The 15758-nt window shown below is 75.0% G+C and carries 16 protein-coding genes; 3 read left to right on the forward strand and 13 right to left on the reverse strand.

Annotated elements, in window-relative coordinates; genetic code table 11:
- Window positions 1-41 precede the first annotated feature (41 nt).
- Both HK417_RS04460 and HK417_RS04465 read right to left on the reverse strand, forming a co-directional pair.
- Complete coding sequence (locus tag HK417_RS04460) at window positions 42-1856, reverse strand: ABC transporter ATP-binding protein (protein WP_308123365.1); 1815 nt, start codon at window positions 1854-1856, stop codon at window positions 42-44.
- Window positions 1853-3658: an ABC transporter ATP-binding protein gene (locus HK417_RS04465; protein WP_308123366.1), complete on the reverse strand. Its 1806-nt coding sequence runs from the start codon at window positions 3656-3658 to the stop codon at window positions 1853-1855. The genes HK417_RS04460 and HK417_RS04465 overlap by 4 nt, the downstream gene beginning before the upstream one ends.
- Window positions 3659-3776: 118 nt before the next feature.
- On the opposite strand from HK417_RS04465, the gene HK417_RS04470 reads away from it, so the two are divergent.
- Complete coding sequence (locus tag HK417_RS04470) at window positions 3777-4406, forward strand: TIGR03085 family metal-binding protein (RefSeq protein ID WP_222263755.1); 630 nt, start codon at window positions 3777-3779, stop codon at window positions 4404-4406.
- Between the two features lie 13 nt (window positions 4407-4419).
- Here the strand turns inward: HK417_RS04470 and HK417_RS04475 are convergent, their stop codons facing one another.
- From HK417_RS04475 to HK417_RS04500, 6 genes are all read right to left on the reverse strand, one after another.
- Entirely contained in the window at window positions 4420-4926 is a 507-nt protein-coding gene (locus tag HK417_RS04475) for a cupin domain-containing protein (RefSeq protein WP_222263757.1), read from the reverse strand.
- Window positions 4927-5013: 87 nt separating this feature from the next.
- Window positions 5014-7392, reverse strand: coding sequence for an HNH endonuclease signature motif containing protein (locus HK417_RS04480; RefSeq protein WP_222263759.1), 2379 nt, complete (start codon window positions 7390-7392; stop codon window positions 5014-5016).
- A 13-nt stretch (window positions 7393-7405) separates the two neighbouring features.
- Window positions 7406-8200: an imidazole glycerol phosphate synthase subunit HisF gene (gene hisF, locus HK417_RS04485; protein ID WP_222263761.1), complete on the reverse strand. Its 795-nt coding sequence runs from the start codon at window positions 8198-8200 to the stop codon at window positions 7406-7408.
- Window positions 8197-8586: a RidA family protein gene (locus HK417_RS04490; RefSeq protein ID WP_222263763.1), complete on the reverse strand. Its 390-nt coding sequence runs from the start codon at window positions 8584-8586 to the stop codon at window positions 8197-8199. The genes hisF and HK417_RS04490 overlap by 4 nt, the downstream gene beginning before the upstream one ends.
- Window positions 8583-9320, reverse strand: coding sequence for a bifunctional 1-(5-phosphoribosyl)-5-((5-phosphoribosylamino)methylideneamino)imidazole-4-carboxamide isomerase/phosphoribosylanthranilate isomerase PriA (gene priA / locus HK417_RS04495; protein WP_222263765.1), 738 nt, complete (start codon window positions 9318-9320; stop codon window positions 8583-8585). The genes HK417_RS04490 and priA overlap by 4 nt, the downstream gene beginning before the upstream one ends.
- A gap of 21 nt (window positions 9321-9341) precedes the next feature.
- Window positions 9342-10262: an SDR family oxidoreductase gene (locus tag HK417_RS04500; protein ID WP_222263767.1), complete on the reverse strand. Its 921-nt coding sequence runs from the start codon at window positions 10260-10262 to the stop codon at window positions 9342-9344.
- Window positions 10263-10322: 60 nt separating this feature from the next.
- Here HK417_RS04500 and HK417_RS04505 point away from each other — a divergent pair, with 60 nt between their 5' ends.
- Window positions 10323-10934 (forward strand): nitroreductase family protein, encoded by a 612-nt coding sequence (locus HK417_RS04505; RefSeq protein WP_222263769.1) that lies wholly within the window; start codon window positions 10323-10325, stop codon window positions 10932-10934.
- Window positions 10935-10942: 8 nt separating this feature from the next.
- Window positions 10943-11707, forward strand: coding sequence for an SDR family NAD(P)-dependent oxidoreductase (locus tag HK417_RS04510; RefSeq protein WP_222263771.1), 765 nt, complete (start codon window positions 10943-10945; stop codon window positions 11705-11707).
- A 13-nt stretch (window positions 11708-11720) separates the two neighbouring features.
- On the opposite strand, the gene hisH is transcribed toward HK417_RS04510, so the two are convergent.
- From hisH to hisD, 5 genes are all read right to left on the reverse strand, one after another.
- Window positions 11721-12359, reverse strand: coding sequence for an imidazole glycerol phosphate synthase subunit HisH (gene hisH, locus HK417_RS04515; RefSeq protein ID WP_222263773.1), 639 nt, complete (start codon window positions 12357-12359; stop codon window positions 11721-11723).
- Window positions 12360-12476: 117 nt separating this feature from the next.
- Window positions 12477-12653 (reverse strand): hypothetical protein, encoded by a 177-nt coding sequence (locus HK417_RS04520; protein ID WP_222263775.1) that lies wholly within the window; start codon window positions 12651-12653, stop codon window positions 12477-12479.
- Between the two features lie 6 nt (window positions 12654-12659).
- Window positions 12660-13256: an imidazoleglycerol-phosphate dehydratase HisB gene (gene hisB / locus HK417_RS04525; protein WP_222263777.1), complete on the reverse strand. Its 597-nt coding sequence runs from the start codon at window positions 13254-13256 to the stop codon at window positions 12660-12662.
- 4 nt (window positions 13257-13260) lie between these two features.
- Entirely contained in the window at window positions 13261-14367 is a 1107-nt protein-coding gene (locus HK417_RS04530; protein ID WP_222263779.1) for a histidinol-phosphate transaminase, read from the reverse strand.
- On the reverse strand, window positions 14364-15671 hold the full coding sequence (hisD, locus tag HK417_RS04535) for a histidinol dehydrogenase (protein WP_222263781.1): 1308 nt from the start codon (window positions 15669-15671) through the stop codon (window positions 14364-14366). The genes HK417_RS04530 and hisD overlap by 4 nt, the downstream gene beginning before the upstream one ends.
- Between the last annotated feature and the right edge of the window lie 87 nt (window positions 15672-15758).

Here is a 15758-nt window from a genome sequence, read left to right on the forward strand (position 1 = left end):
ACGCTAGGGCCGCCCGGCGCGGGCGGGCTCTCGACGCGCCGTCAGCCGACCGGGTCCGGCTGCCGCCCGGAGCTGCGCCGCCAGGAGGCGTGCAGCCGCGCGTACGGGCCGGGCGCGTCGACCAGGACGGCGTGCGGGCCGCGCTGGACGACGCGGCCGGCGTCGACGACGAGCACCTCGTCGGCGCGCTCGGCCGTGGACAGGCGGTGGGCGATGGTGAGCGTGGTCCGCCCGTCGGTGAGGGTGTCCAGCGCGTGGGTCAGCCGCCTCTCGGTGGCCGGGTCCACGGCGCTGGTGGCCTCGTCGAGGACCAGCAGGTCCGGATCGGCGACGTAGGCGCGGGCCACCGCGACCAGCTGCCGCTCCCCCGCCGACAGCGACTCGCCGCGCTGGCCCACCGAGGTGGCCACACCGGCGGGCAGGCCCTCGACCCACGCCTCCAGCCCCAGCTCCGCGAAGGCCGCGACGACCTGCGCGTCGGTCAGCCCGGGACGGCCGTAGCGGACGTTGTCGGCCACCGAGGCGTCGAACAGGAAGCCGTCCTGCGGCACCATCACGACCCGCTCCCGCAGCGAGGCGAAGGCCACCTCGGCCAGCGGGACGCCGCCCACCAGGACACGGCCCCCTGTGGGGTCCATCAGCCGGGTGACCAGCTTGGCGAACGTCGTCTTGCCGGAGCCGGTCTCCCCGACGATCGCGATCCGGGTGCGGGCCGGGATGGTGAGGTCGACGTCGTCGAGCGCCTTCCTGCCGCCGGGGACGTAGCTGAACCCGACGTGCTCGAAGCGGACGTCGAGCGGGCCGGGCGGTAGGGTGCGGCCGTCCGAGGGGTCGCGGACGTCGGGTTCGGTGTCGAGCACGTCGAGGACGCGGCGGAACCCGGCGATCGCGTTCTGCGCCTCGTTGAGCACCTCGCTGGCGGTCTGCACCGGCGCGACGAAGAGGGTGACCAGGAACAGGAAGGCGACCAGGGTGCCGGCGCTGATCTGCCCGCCGACGCCGAGCAGCACACCGACCACCACCACAGCGGCGTTGGCGATCGCGGCGACGAACTCCCCGCTGACGTAGACGCCGGCGGTGACCTTCTGGGCGTCGACCGAGGCGCGGTAGTGCCGGTCGATGGCGCGGTCGATGCGGGCCGCCGTCCGGGCGCGGACGCCGTAGGCCCGCACGGTCGGCGCGCCGACGACGGACTCCCCGACCGCGGCCAGCACGTCGCCGACCCGCTCGCGGACGACCCCGTAGGCGTGCGCGAGCCGGCGGGCGAAGAAGCGGACCGCCACCCCGAGCGGGAGGAAGCAGACGAGCACGAGGAGCGTCAGCTGCCAGGAGTAGACCGCCATGACCACCGTGGCGACGACGAGCTGGCCGAGGCTGATCAGCCCCAGCACGCCGCCCCACTGCATGAAGACCGAGAGCTGGTCGACGTCGCTGGTGACCCGGCTGACGAGCGAGCCGCGGCGCTGGCCCTGCTGGTGCAGCACCGACAGGTCGTGCACGTGCCGGAAGGCCCGCACCCGCAGCCCGGCGAGCGCGGTCTCGGTGGTGCGGAACAGCCGCACGTTCATCCGGTGGACCGCGACGCCGGTGAGGACCACGACCAGCGCGGAGCCGAGCACGAGCTCGCGGACGAGCGGGAGGTCCGGCCCGTCCGGCCCGGCGAGCCCGCGGTCGAGGGTCTGCTGGACGGCGACCGGCACCACCACCCGGCCGGCGGTGGCGAGAAGCGCGAGCAGGAAGGTCACCGGGAGGCCGGAGCGGAACTCCGGCATCATCCGCAGCCCGCGGCGCAGGGTGGCCAACGCGCCCTCGGGCCTGCGGTCGGCGGCGAGCAGCGGCTCCTCGGCGCGGCTCACGCCCGGGCCTCCGCGGGCTGCCGGTCCGGCGCGTCGGCCTCGGGCGGCTGGTAGGCGCGGACCAGCTCCGCGTAGCCGGGGACGCGGGCCAGCAGCTCGGCGTGGCTGCCGCGGTCGACCAGCCGGCCGCCCTCCAGCCACACCACCTCGTCCGCGAGTTCGATGGTGGCCTGCCGGTAGGCGACGACCACGACGGTGACCGGTCGGTCGGCGGTGCGGAGCGCGTCCAGGATGCGAGCCTCGACCGCCGGGTCGACGGCGCTGGTCGCGTCGTCGAGGACGAGCAGCCGGGGACGCCGGACGACGGCGCGCGCGAGGGCCAGGCGCTGCCGCTGGCCGCCCGAGAGGCTCGCCCCGCGCTCGCCGACGCGGGTGTCGAGGCCCTCGGGCAGGCGGGCGACGAAGTCCTCGGCCGCGGCGATGCGCAGCGCCTCGTGCACCTGCTCGTCGTCGTAGGGGGCGCCGAGGGTGACGTTGTCACGGACGGTGTCGTCGAAGAGGAACGTCGACTGGGCCACGAAGGCGACCTCGCTGCTGACCTCGCCCTCGCGCAGGGTGCGCAGGTCGACGCCGTCCAGCAGCACCTCGCCGGTCCGGGGGTCGACCAGCCGGACCAGCAGACCGGCGAGGGTGGACTTCCCGGCGCCGGTCGGGCCGACGACGGCGAGGGTGCGCCCGGCGGCGACGTCGAACGTGACGCCGTGCAGGGTCGGCGTGGTCACGCCGTCGTAGCCGAACCCGACGTCCCGGAGCCCGAGCGCGGCGCCGCGCTGCCCGCGGGGGGCGGGGTCCGTGCCGTGCGGGGTCCGGCCGGTCGCCTCGAGCACCGGGGTGACCCGGTCGAACCCGGCGAGGGCGCGGGGCAGGTCGGCGAGCACCCAGCCGATGGCGCGGATGGGCAGTGCCAGCAGGGTGAACAGGTAGGCGATGGACACGAGGTCGCCGGCGGCGGTGGTGCCGGCGACGACGCGCTCCGCGCCGACCAGGAGGACGGCGAGGGTGCCGAGGTTCGGCAGCGCCTCCATGAGCGGGTCGAACAGGCCGCGGAGGCGCCCGACGGCGATGAGGCCGTCGCGCAGCTCGGTGGCGCGCGCGGAGAAGCGCTCGGTCTCGTCGGCCTCCCTGCCCAGGGTCTTGACCACCAGGGCGGCGTCGAAGCTCTCGTGCGCGATCTCGCTGACCTCGGCGCGCAGCTGCTGGGCGCGGGCCATCCGCGGCGACATGGCGCGGCTGTAGACGGCGTTGACCACGAAGACCAGCGGGAACACGACGAAGCCGACGACGGCGAGCAGCGGGTCGGTGAGCAGCAGGGCGACCACGGTCATGCCGATCATCACCACGGCCCCGCAGGCGAAGGGCAGCGGGGAGACGAAGAACCAGGCGGACTCGACGTCGGAGTTCGCGTTGGACAGCAGCTGGCCGGTGGGGTGGCGTTGGTGCCAGGACAGCGGGAGCCGCAGGTACTGGCCGGTCACCCGGCGGCGGTAGTCGGCCTGCAGCCGGAAGCTCATGATGCCGGCGAACAGCCGCCGCCCCAGGATCCCGACAATCTTGAGGACGGCCACGGCGAGAATGACCGCCGCGGCCAGGGTGAGCGCGGCGGCGGTGGTGGCGCCCTCGGCGAAGGCGGGGAGGATCACCCGGTCGGTGACGCCGCCGACGACGTAGGCGCTGGCCACGGTCATGCCGCCGTACAGGCTGCTGCCGAGGAGGGCGAGGGCGAAGATGCCCGGTTGCTCGGCGATGGCCCGGCCGACGTGGCGGAGGCCGCGCCGGACCACGGCGTCGGAGCGTCGCGGCACAGGGTCCTCCTGTCGGGAGCGGGCGGTGGCGCGAGCCTACCCGCGCTCGTTACCTGGCCTAACGGAATTGCGGTCCCGTGCGCGCTCGCCGGGTCCGGGGCTGGCATAGCCTCGGTGGATGCCCACCTCCACCGTCCCGGTCTCCCAGTCGGAGCGGGCCGCGCTGGCCAATCTGCTCGCCGAGCTCGGGCCCGACGCGCCGACCTGCTGCGAGGGGTGGACGACCAGGGACCTCGCGGCCCACCTCGTCGTGCGGGACCGGCGGCCGGACGCGATGCCCGGGTTCGCGCTGGGCGGTCCGCTGGGCAAGTGGACGGAGCGGGTGCACCGACGCGCCCGCGGCAGCCGGGACTACCCGACCCTGGTGGCCGAGGTGCGCTCCGGGCCGCCGGCGTGGCTGTTCACCGCGTGGCCGGTGCTGGACCGGCTGCTGAACACCGTCGAGCTGGTGATCCACCACGAGGACGCGCGCCGCGCGCAGCCCGGGTGGTCGCCGCGGGACCTGCCCCCGTCGGTGCAGGACCAGCTGTGGACCGCGGTCCGGTACCTGTCCCGCGGAAAGGACGCCGCGAAGCCCGAGGGCGGCCTGCTGGTGCGGCGGAGCGACGTCCCCGACGGCGCGGAGGGCAGCGAGCGGCGACTGAAGAAGGGCACGCCCACCACGACTGTCGTCGGCGCACCGCTGGAGATCCTGCTCTGGATCAGCGGCCGGCAGGACGTCGCCTGCGTCGACCTCACCGTCGAGTAGCGCGGCGTCGGGGTCAGAACGTGAGCCCGTGCCGCTCGATGAGGGCCTGCGTGCCGGCGGGATCGGCGTCGCACTGGTAGGGAGCCGCCATCTCCGCCAGCTCCTCGGCCGTCGGTGGCGCGGGAAGGCCACCCAGCCAGCGGAAGAACTGCTCCAGCCCGGCCGGTGAGATGAGCTCGAGCACCGCGGCCGGCTCATCGCCGGCGTTCCAGAACGTGTGCCACTGGTTCCTCGGTTTGAACACGAGGTCCCCGGGCTCGGCGACCAGCTCGACGTCCCCGAGGACCGCACCGATGCGGCCGGACAGGACGACGGTGTACTCGTCCTCGAGGTGGTGCCGGTGCAGGGCAGCGGCCAGCGCCCGCGGGGCGAACAGGTGCTGGACGAGCGCGAACCGGCCGCCCGCATCCCGACCGTCGATCATGAACCGGTCCCGGACCCCACCGGGATCGCCGAGGACCTCACCGTCGGCCGCCCTGAGGACGCGCGGCGCCGACCCGCCAGCCAACCGGTCGTCCATGGTCTCTCCGGGATCGCGAGGAGTGCGCGCAGGCTACTGCTGGGGGGTGGCGTCGGTCCTTCCCGGCCCGGCGGGGAAAGGCCTCGGTCAGAACGGCGGCGGGTCGTAGGCGGACGGCGCCGGCGGCGGGCCGTCGTCCGCACCGGGCGGCGCCGGCGGCAGGTCGTCGTCGGCGCCGAACCGGGGCGGGTGGGTGGTGGCCACCTGGCCGGTGGGCGTCGTCCACTCCAGGCCGCCGTCGGCCGTTGCGCGCAGCCGCCAGCCCGGCGCCTGGTGGCTCAGCCGGTGGTGGTGCCGGCACAGACAGCAGAGGTTGTCGTGGCTGGTCGGTCCCCACGGCCACGGGACGGTGTGGTCGAGGTCGCAGCGCCTCGGGCGCGCCCGGCAGCCGGGGAACCGGCAGCGCCGATCGCGGAGCCGGACGAAGCGGTCGAGCTCCTCGCCGGGGCGGTAACGCGGCGAAGCCCCGGGGGGACCCAGGGCGCTGCCGCGGCGCAGCGACGTCGCGTCGGCGAGGGCGAGCAGCTGACCGTTGAGCTCGTCGACGAGCGCGACGTGCGGGCGCTCGGCGAGTGCGGTGCCGGAGATGCGGTTGATCCGCAGCAGATCGGCCAGCGCGTCCCGGCCGTCGGGCAGCGGCCGGGCCGACGGCTGCTGCCCTGACTCCTGGTCTTCGGCGACCGCCGGCTGCGGACCCGACTCCCCGTCCTCCACGACCGTCGGCTCGGGCCGCGGCAGGAGCCCCAGCGCGATCGCCAGCTGCCGGACCATCTCAGCCGGCACCAGATCGCCGTCGACCTCGCCGGGCCCACTGCCACCGAGCAGCGTCTCGACCGCGGCCACGATGGTCAGCCGCGCCTGGACCGGTGGCAGTCCGTGCTCGCCCGGCCGGAGCACGAGGTCGACCAGGCAGTCGACCATCCGCTGGGCCCTGGTCCGCTCGTCACCCTCGACCGCGGCGGCGTCGGCGTACTGCTCGAGGGCGTCCCGCATGGCCCGGGCCACCGGCGCGGGCAGCACCGCGGACAACGTCGCCATCCCGTCGTCCCCCGCGTACACGACGACTCGGCGCTCCCGGATCGCCTGCCGGACCCGCCGCGCGACGGACTCGGCGTCGAGCCGCTGCACCAAGCGCTGCGCTGCGGCGCGCAGCTGCGCCGGCGTCTTCCCGGCAACCCGCGCGAGCAACCGATCCTCCGCCTCGCCGCGGACGTCGTCCGCCAGCGGTGAGACGACCTTGGTCATCACCCGGGCATGGGCCCAGCTGATCCGACCCTCGCGGAGGGCGCGCAGCGTCCCTGGCAGGCGCTCGTCGAGAGTGATCGACTCGACCAGCAGGTCGGTCGCGGCCGCGCCGGACACCTGCAGGGCCACGGCGACCTCGTCGACCGCCCACTCGCTCACCGGGGTGAGCGCGGCCGGACGAGCCGCCCGGGTCGAGGCCGCGGCCGCGCCGATCTCGGAGTCGGGCCGGTCCAGCGAGGCGGGACGGGAGCGGGCGAAGGCGGCGAGCGCCGACGCCTGGTCGGCTGCCGCCCCGGCCAGCACCCGGTGCGCCTCCCGGGCGAGGGCGAGGTGATCAGCCCCCGCCTCGATCTGCTCCGCCAGCCGGGCGGCGCCCGGGACGACCTCCCCGACGACGTCGGATGGGGACCCGTGCGTCTCGTAGTCGTCCGCCAGCTCGTACACCAGCTCGTCGACCGCTGCGCGCAGCCACTCCTCGAGGGCCGACTCCCGGCCCACGAACAGCTGCACCACTGCTTCGAACATGTGTTCGATCGTATCGTGTGGACCGCCCGCTGACCAGCGGAGATGGTCCCTGTGGACAAGCGCGTCAGCGGCGGCGGGCGCGGTGCCGCCACCACAGCCAGGCAGTCGGCGCCCACCAGGAGCCCGTGCGCCACCCGCAGCGAAGGCGACGCGAAGAACTGTGGCAGGTACAGCGCCATGCCGACCGCCACCGGGACCGCCGACCAGCGAGACAGGGCACCCGAGCGCCCCGAGCACGGCCCCGACGCCGAGCAGCACGAGCCCGATCCCGAACGTGGTGAGCTGGGTCGGACCCATCCGGATCTCCTCCACCAGCCCGAGCAGACTGTCGTCGCCGGTGCTGATGACCCGCTGACCGAGGGCGTGCAGGGCGAAGGTTTTGGCGCCGTAGTACGGCAGTGTCAGGCCCGTCCCGATCCAGGTGACCACGACCACGACCACGACCGCGGCCCCGGCGGCCCGCGCGCCCGGACCGCCGGCGACCGCCGCGCGCACCGACAGCAGCCCGAGCGAGAGCAGGACGAACCCGGCCACGGCCGCCAGGTGCGCGACCACCGAGGACGGCGACGCGAAGGCGGCGGCCGAGCCGGCGGCCGTCGCGTCCCCCCACGGCCGGACCGCCGGGTACAGCGCGAACAGGACGCCGGCGGTGGCGAGCGCGGCGGGACCGGTGGAGCCAGAGCACCGCTCTCGCAACCCGACGGGCGGCTCAGCGCAGCGGGTGGTCGGTTGCCTGCCGCACGGGCACGCCTGCGGCCGACAGCGCCTGCTTCACGTCCCCCACCCGCAGCTGGCCGAAGTGGAAGACGCTGGCCGCCAGCACCGCGTCCGCCCCCGCCTCGACCGCCGGGGGGAAGTGCTCGACCGCGCCCGCTCCCCCACTGGCGATCAACGGCACGGTGACCTCGCGGCGCACCGCGCGGATCAGCTCGGTGTCGAACCCGGCGCGGGTGCCGTCGGCGTCCATCGAGTTGAGCAGCACCTCGCCCACCCCGAGCGCGGCGGCCTGCACGACCCACTCGACGGCGTCCCGCCCGGTCCCCCGCCGCCCGCCGTGGGTGGTGATCTCGAAGCCCGAGTCGGTGACCGCGCCGTCCCGCACCCGGCGCGCGTCCAGCGACAGCACGAGCACCTGGTTGCCGAACCGGTCGGCGATCTCGGCGATCAGCTCCGGGCGCGCGACCGCGGCGGTGTTCACCGCGACCTTGTCCGCCCCGGCGCGCAGCAGGCGGTCGACGTCCTCGACGCTGCGCACCCCACCGCCCACGGTCAGCGGGATGAAGACGCTCTCGGCCGTCCGCCGGACGACGTCGTAGGTGGTCTCCCGGTTGCCGGAGCTCGCGGTGATGTCGAGGAAGGTCAGCTCGTCGGCGCCCTCGGCGTCGTAGACCCGGGCCATCTCCACCGGGTCACCGGCGTCGACCAGGTCGACGAAGTTGACGCCTTTCACCACCCGCCCGGCGTCGACGTCCAGGCACGGGATCACGCGGACCGCGAGGCTCATGCCGCACCCCGCACGGCGTCCGCCTCGACCTCGACCAGCATCGCCGGGTCGATCAGCGCGGCGACCTGCACCATCGCCGTCGCCGGCCGCACCCCGCCGAAGAACTCGCCGTGCACGCGGCCGACCTCCTCCCACCGACCGATGTCGGTCACGTACATGCGGGTGCGGACGACGTCGCCGAGGGCGAACCCGGCCTCCTCCAGGGCCCGCCGGACGCCGGTGAGCGCGACCCGGGTCTGCTCCGCGGCGTCGCCCGGGTGAACCACGGCGCCGTCCACGGTCGCCGTCGTCCCGCTCACCCAGGCGTTGTCCCCGTGGACGACGACCCGGCTGTAGCCGACGACGTCCTCCCAGGGAGCACCGGAACCGATGCGCTGGGCGCTCATCCCGCCGCGACCTCCTCGGTGACCGCGAGCGCCTGCGGCAGCGTGAACGCGCCCGCGTACAGCGCCTTCCCGACGATCGCGCCCTCGACACCGATCGCGCTCAACCCGGCAAGCGCCCGGATGTCGTCGAGGGAACTCACCCCGCCCGAGGCGACGACCGGCCGCGGGGTCGCGGCGCACACCTCCCGCAGCAGCTCCAGGTTGGGGCCGCGCAGCGTGCCGTCCTTGGTGATGTCGGTGACCACGTAGCGGGCACAGCCCTCCGCGTCCAGGCGCGCCAGCGTCTCGTACAGCTCGCCGCCCTCGCGGGTCCAGCCGCGGGCGGCCAGCCGGGTGCCCCGCACGTCGAGCCCCACGGCGATCCGGTCGCCGTGCTCGGCGATGGCCCGGGCACACCACTCCGGCGACTCCAGCGCCGCGGTGCCGAGGTTCACCCGCCGGCAGCCGGTGTCCAGCGCGGCGGCCAGCGTCGCGTCGTCCCGGATGCCCCCGGAGAGCTCCACGTCGACGTCGAGCTCCCCGACGACCCGCGCCAGCAGCTCCCGGTTGGAGCCGCGGCCGAACGCCGCGTCGAGGTCGACCAGGTGCACCCACTCCGCCCCGTCGCGCTGCCACTGCAGGGCGGCCTCGAGCGGATCCCCGTAGGAGGTCTCGCTGCCGGCCTCCCCCTGCACGAGACGGACGGCGAGGCCGTCGGCGACGTCGACGGCGGGGAGCAGCTGCAGCTTCGGCACGGGCCCAAGCCTAGGGACTGGTCATCTGTAGCCCTCGTCACCGGCGGGTCGGCCCGCGTCGACCACCTCCGCGAGGTAGCGCCAGCAGTCCGGCCGGCTGCCGTCGACGTCGGTGAAGCCGTAGACGCCGGCGAGCTGCCCGGAGGACAGCGACCGGCCGGACCAGCGGTCCCGCTCGGGGTCGGCGGCGAGCGCGGCCACTGCCCGGCCGACGTAGCGCGGGGTCTCGGAGATGCAGAAGTGCTCGGCCACCGCCGTCCCGTCGCGCCAGTTCTCCTCGGTGACGCCGTAGTGCTCGAGCATCCCCTCCGAGCGCATCCACCCCGGGGTCAGCGCGACGGCGGTGCAGCCGAACGGGCGGAGCTCCTCGGCTTGCGAGTACCCCAGCCGGGTCACCGCGACCTTGGCCAGGTCGTAGAAGATCGAGACCCGGTAGTGGTCGGCGTTGTAGTCCGCCGTCCCGTCGGTAACCTCGACGACGAGCCCACCCGGCCGGCGCACCAGCAGCGGCAGCGCATGGGCGCTGGTGATCAGGTGGGTCTCGACCGCCTGCCGCACCAGCTGCAGCCCCTGCGCCAGGTCCTGCTCCCAGAGCGGCAGGTTCCACTGGTACCTGCCCTCGCCGCCCCAGATGTCGTTGACCAGCACGTCGAGACGGCCGGACTCGGCGTCGATCCGGGCGACCAGGTCGGCGACCTCCGCGGGGACCTCGTGGTCGGCCACGACGGCGACGCCCCGCCCGCCCGCCGCGGTGACCAGCTCGGCCGTCTCCTCGATCGTCTCCGGCCGGCCGTGCGCGGCCTGCCGCGCCCGGGTGCTCCGGCCGGTGCACCAGACGGTGGCGCCCGCCTCGCCGAGGGCGACGGCGATCCCCCGCCCGGCCCCCCGGGTGGCCCCGGCCACCAGCGCGACGGTGCCGCTCAGATCGGGTGGGCTCGCCATGACCGCACCTTCCTCCTCGCCTCCGACGATCCTGTCGGACTCCTCGGGCAGGGTGGGCACATGGAGTTCCGGGACGTCGTCCGCAAGCGGCGCATGGTGCGCGACTACGACCCCGACCGGCCGGTTCCGCCCGAGGTGCGCGAGCGGCTGCTCGAGCACGCGATCCGCGCCCCGTCGGCCGGCTTCAGCCAGGGCTGGGCGTTCCTCGTCCTGGAGACGGCGGAGGAACGGGACCGCTTCTGGACGGCGACCACCGACGACGGCACCCCCGACGGCTGGCTCACCCGCATGCGCCGGGCTCCGCTGCTGGTGCTCCCGCTCAGCAACAAGGACGCCTACCTCGACCGCTACGCCGAGCCGGACAAGGGCTGGACCGACCGCGACGAGGCCCGCTGGCCGGTGCCGTACTGGGACGTCGACGCCGGCATGGCGGCCCTGCTCATGCTGCTGACCGCGGTCGACGAGGGGCTGGGCGCCTGCTTCTTCGGCGTGCCCCCGGAACGCACCCCGGCGGTCCGCGAGGCGTTCGGCGTCCCTGCCCGGTACCGGCCCGTCGGCTGCGTCTCGGTCGGCTACGCCGGCAGCGAGGACCGGCGGTCACCCTCGCTGCGGCGCGGCCGGCGCGGGGTGGACGAGGTGGTCCACCGCGGCGCCTGGGGCGTGACTGGTTGACTCCCGCCGTGACCGAGCAGACCGAGTCCCGCGCCGTCCTGGTGACCGGTGCCTCCCGCGGCATCGGCCGCGCCATCGCGCACGCCTTCGCCGCCCAGGGTGACCGGGTCGCCGTCCACCACGGCCGCTCCGCGGAGGCTGCCGAGCGGGTGGTCGCCGAGCTCGCGGGCGACGGGCACGTCGTCGTCCAGGCGGACATGGCCGACGCCGAGGCGGTGGGCCGCATGGTCGACGACGCCGCGGCCGCGCTCGGCGGGCTGCAGGTGCTGGTCAACAACGCCGGCGTCTTCACCGCCCACCCGCCGCTGACCACGTCGTGGGAGGACTGGCAGGAGCTCGTGTCCCGCACGCTCGCGGTCAACCTGGTGGGCGCGATGCACGCCACCTTCCGGGCCGTGCCGCACCTGGTCGCGGCCGGTGGCGGCGCTGTCGTCAACGTCACGAGCCGGGGCGCCTTCCGCGGAGAGCCCAACACCCCGGCGTACGGCGCCGCCAAGGCCGGGCTGAACGCCTTCGGCCAGTCGATGGCGCAGGCGCTCGCCCCGCAGGGGATCACCGTCGGCAGCGTCGCGCCCGGTTTCGTGCAGACGGAGATGGCGCGGGAGGTCCTCGACGGGCCCTCCGGCGACGCGGTCCGGGCGCAGTCGCCCTACGGCCGGGTGGCCCGCCCGGAGGAGGTGGCCTCCGCCGTCCTCTGGCTGGCCTCGCCCGGCGCCCGGTTCTCCACCGGCACGATCATCGACGTGAACGGCGCCAGCTACCTGCGCAGCTGAACGAGAGCCCCGCCTAGTCCAGCGTGCCGAGCCAGTTCGTCAGCAGCTGGGCGCCGGCGTCGCCGCTCTTCTCCGGGTGGAACTGGGTCGCCGACAGCGGCCCGTTCTCGACCCCGGCGACGAACCGGTCGCCGTGCTCGGCCCAGGTGACCGCCGGCGGCGTGAGCCGTCCGGTCACCCCCGGCCGGGCGAGTGGGAACTCCCGCACCCCGTAGGAGTGCACGAAGTAGAACCGCTGGCCCTCCAGGCCGGCGAACAGCGTCGACCCCTCCGGGGACTCGACGGTGTTCCAGCCCATGTGCGGCAGGACCGGCGCCTGCAGCGGCTCCACCACACCGGGCCACTCCCCGCAGCCCTCGGCGTCCTGGCCGTGCTCCACGCCGCGCTCGAACAGGATCTGCATACCCACGCAGATGCCCAGCACCGGCCGGCCCCCGGCCAGCCGGCGGCCGATCACCTTCGGGCCGTCGACCGCGCGCAGCCCGTCCATGCAGGCGGCGAAGGCGCCCACGCCGGGGACGACGAGGCCGTCGGCTTCCATCGCCTCGTGCGGGTCGGCGGTCACCGTGACGTCCGCACCCACGCGGGCCAGCGCCCGCTCGGCCGAGCGCAGGTTGCCCGACCCGTAGTCCAGCACGACGACCTTCTTCACGGCTCCCACGCTACCCATCAGCCCGAACAGCCCCCGCTGTGTTCCCCACGAGACCACCGGGCGCACCGACACGACCGGGCACCACCACCACCAGCGGCCGGCCCAGCAGAGCCGGCGCTACACGAGCCGCAGGACGCCGGACACCGTCGCCAGCACGGCGGCGGCCAGCAGGACGACGGCGAAGGTCACCTGCACGCCGGTGCGGCCCTTCGCGTCGTGGTCGGCCCGGAAGATGCTGTAGGCACCGCCGAGCAGGAAGCCCCCGAGCACCATGAGCACGATCCCGAAGTTCATCCCCGGTTACAGCGCACCCTTGGTGGAGGGGACGTCGGTCACCCGCGGGTCGAGCGCGACGGCAGTACGCAGCGCCCGGGCCAGGGCCTTGAACTGGCCCTCGACGATGTGGTGGGCGTCCCGGCCGGCGTAGAGCACCCGGACGTGCAGGGTGATCCGCGCGTTGAACGCGAAGGACTCCAGCACGTGCTTGGTCAGGCTGGTCGGGTAGTCCGGCCCGATCATCGGGGTCATGCCCTCGGGCTCGGCGTGCACGAAGTACGGGCGCCCGGAGAGGTCGACCGCCGCCTGCACGAGCACCTCGTCCATCGGGATCGTGGCGTCGCCGTAGCGGGTGATCCCCCGCTTGTCGCCCAGCGCCTCGGCGAAGGCGTGGCCCAGCGCGATCGCGACGTCCTCGACGGTGTGGTGCGCGTCGATGTGCAGGTCACCCTCGGCGTGCACCGTCAGGTCGATGCCGCTGTGCTTGGACAGCGCGGTGAGCATGTGGTCGTAGAACCCGACCCCGGTGGCGACGTCGGACTTCCCGGTGCCGTCGAGGTCGAGCTCGACCACCAGCTTGGTCTCGTTGGTCGTGCGCTCGACGCGGGCGGTGCGGCTCATGGGTTCAGTCTCCCAGGCGGTGGGTCGGGGCCACCTCACCCAGGGCGGTGAGGAAGGCGTCGGTCTCCTCCGTCGTGCCGGCGGTCACCCGCAGCCAGCCGGTCAGGCCGACGTCACGCACGAGGACGTCCCGGTCCAGCAGCGCCTGCCAGGCGGCCGCCGAGTCGGCGAAGTGCCCGAACAGCACGAAGTTGGCGTCGCTGGGGACGCTGGTCAGGCCCATCGCGGGCAGCGCGGCGACGATCCGGTCGCGCTGGGTCTTCACCGCCTCCACGGTGGCCAGCAGCTGCTCGGTGTGCGCGAGCGCGGCCCGGGCGGCGGCCTGGGTGAGCGCGCTGAGGTGGTACGGCAGGCGCACCAGCTGCAGCGCGTCGACGACCGCGGGGTCCGCGGCCAGGTAGCCCAGCCGCAGGCCGGCCATGCCGAAGGCCTTGCTCATCGTGCGGCTGACCAGCAGCCGCGGCCGGCCGGGCAGCAGGGTCAGCGCCGACGGCGTGCCGGTCCGGGCGAACTCGGTGTACGCCTCGTCGACCACGAGCACGCCGGGGCAGGCCTCGTACAGCGCCGCGATGGTCTCCAGCTCCACGGCCGTGCCAGTCGGGTTGTTGGGGCTGGTGACGAACGTGACGTCGGGCTGCACCGTGCGCACCTGGGCCACGGCGGCCTGCGGGGCGATGGTGAAGTCGTCCCGGCGGTGGCCGTCGACCCAGCCGGTGCCGGTGCCCGCGCTGATGATCGGGTGCATCGAGTAGGACGGCGTGAAGCCCAGCGCCGTCCGCCCTGCCCCGCCGAACGCCTGCAGGATCTGCTGCAGCACCTCGTTGGAGCCGTTGGCCGCCCACACCTGCGCCGGCCCCACCGGCGTTCCGCCGGTGGCCGACAGGTAGGTCGCCAGGTCGGTCCGCAGCGCGGTGGCGTCCCGGTCCGGGTAGCGGTTGAGACCGCGGGCGGCCTCGGCGAGCGCCACCTGCAGGTCGGCCAGCAGCGCCTCGGGGAGCGGGTGCGGGTTCTCGTTGGTGTTGAGCGCGTACCGGACCGCGAGCTGCGGGGCGCCGTAGGGCGTGCGACCGCGCAGCTCCGGCCGCAGCGGGAGCTCGTCCAGCGACGTCACGAGGCCGGCTGCCGGGCCCGGACGGCGGCCGCGTGCGCGGGCAGGTCCTCGGCGTTCGCGAGGGCGTCGATGTGCCCGGCGACCTCCGCGAGCGCCTGCTCGTCGTACTCGACCACGTGGACGCCGCGCAGGAAGGTCTGCACGCTCAGCCCGCTGGAGTGCCGGGCGCACCCACCGGTGGGCAGCACGTGGTTGGAGCCGGCCGCGTAGTCGCCCAGCGAGACCGGGGACCACGGGCCGACGAACACCGCGCCGGCGTTGCGCACCCGCATCGCCACCTCCCGGGCGTCCCGGGTCTGGATCTCCAGGTGCTCGGCGGCGTAGGCGTCGACCACGGCCAGCCCGGCGTCCAGGTCGTCGACCAGGACGATCCCCGACTGGCTGCCGCCCAGGGCGGTGGTGATCCGGTCGCTGTGCTTGGTGGCCGCCACCTGGCCCGGCAGCCGGTCGACGACCGCGTCGGCCAGCTGCTCGCTGGTGGTGACCAGCACCGCGCCGGCCAGCGGGTCGTGCTCGGCCTGGCTGATCAGGTCGGCCGCGACGTGCACCGGGTCGGCGGTGTCGTCGGCGAGGACGGCGACCTCCGTGGGGCCGGCCTCGGAGTCGATGCCGATCAGCCCGCGCAGCAGCCGCTTCGCCGCGGTCGTGTAGACGTTGCCCGGGCCGGTGACCAGGTCGACCGGCTCGCAGGAGCCGGCGCCGTAGCCGAGGACGGCGATCGCCTGGGCGCCGCCGACCGCGTACACCTCGGTGACCCCGAGCAGCGCGCAGGCGGCGAGCACCCCCGGGTCGGGCAGGCCGCCGTGGTCGCGCTGCGGCGGGGTGGCCACCGCGATCGACTGCACGCCGGCGATCTGCGCGGGCACGACGTTCATGACCACCGAGCTCAGCAGCGGCGCCAGGCCCCCGGGTACGTAGAGCCCGACCCGGCGGACCGGCACCCACCGCTCGGTCACCGTGCCCCCGGGCACCACGTCGGTGGTGACGTCGGTGCGCCGCTGGTCGGCGTGCACCTTCCGGACCCGGGCGATCGACTCCTCCAGCGCCGCGCGCAGCGTGGGGTCGATCCCGGCCAGCGCCTCGTCCAGCGCCGGCTGCGGGACCGCGAAGTCCTCCCGGTCGACGCCGTCGAGCCGGGCGGTGATCTCGCGGACGGCCTGCGCGCCGCGCAGCCGGACGTCCTCGCAGATCGGCCGCACCGTGGCCAGCACCGAGTCGATGTCGGTGGCCGCGCGGGGCAGCAGATGGGCCAGCTCACCCGGTCCGGGCAGAGCGGACCCACGCAGGTCGATGCGGGCGAGCACGGGGCACCTCCAGGGAACGGACGACCCGTCCAGGGTAGTCGGGGCACCGCCGGCACCCGGTGGCCACGGTCGGCTGGCCCTAGGCTC

It is taken from the genome of Modestobacter marinus, from assembly GCF_019799945.1.
Classification (GTDB): Bacteria; Actinomycetota; Actinomycetes; order Mycobacteriales; family Geodermatophilaceae; genus Modestobacter; species Modestobacter marinus_B.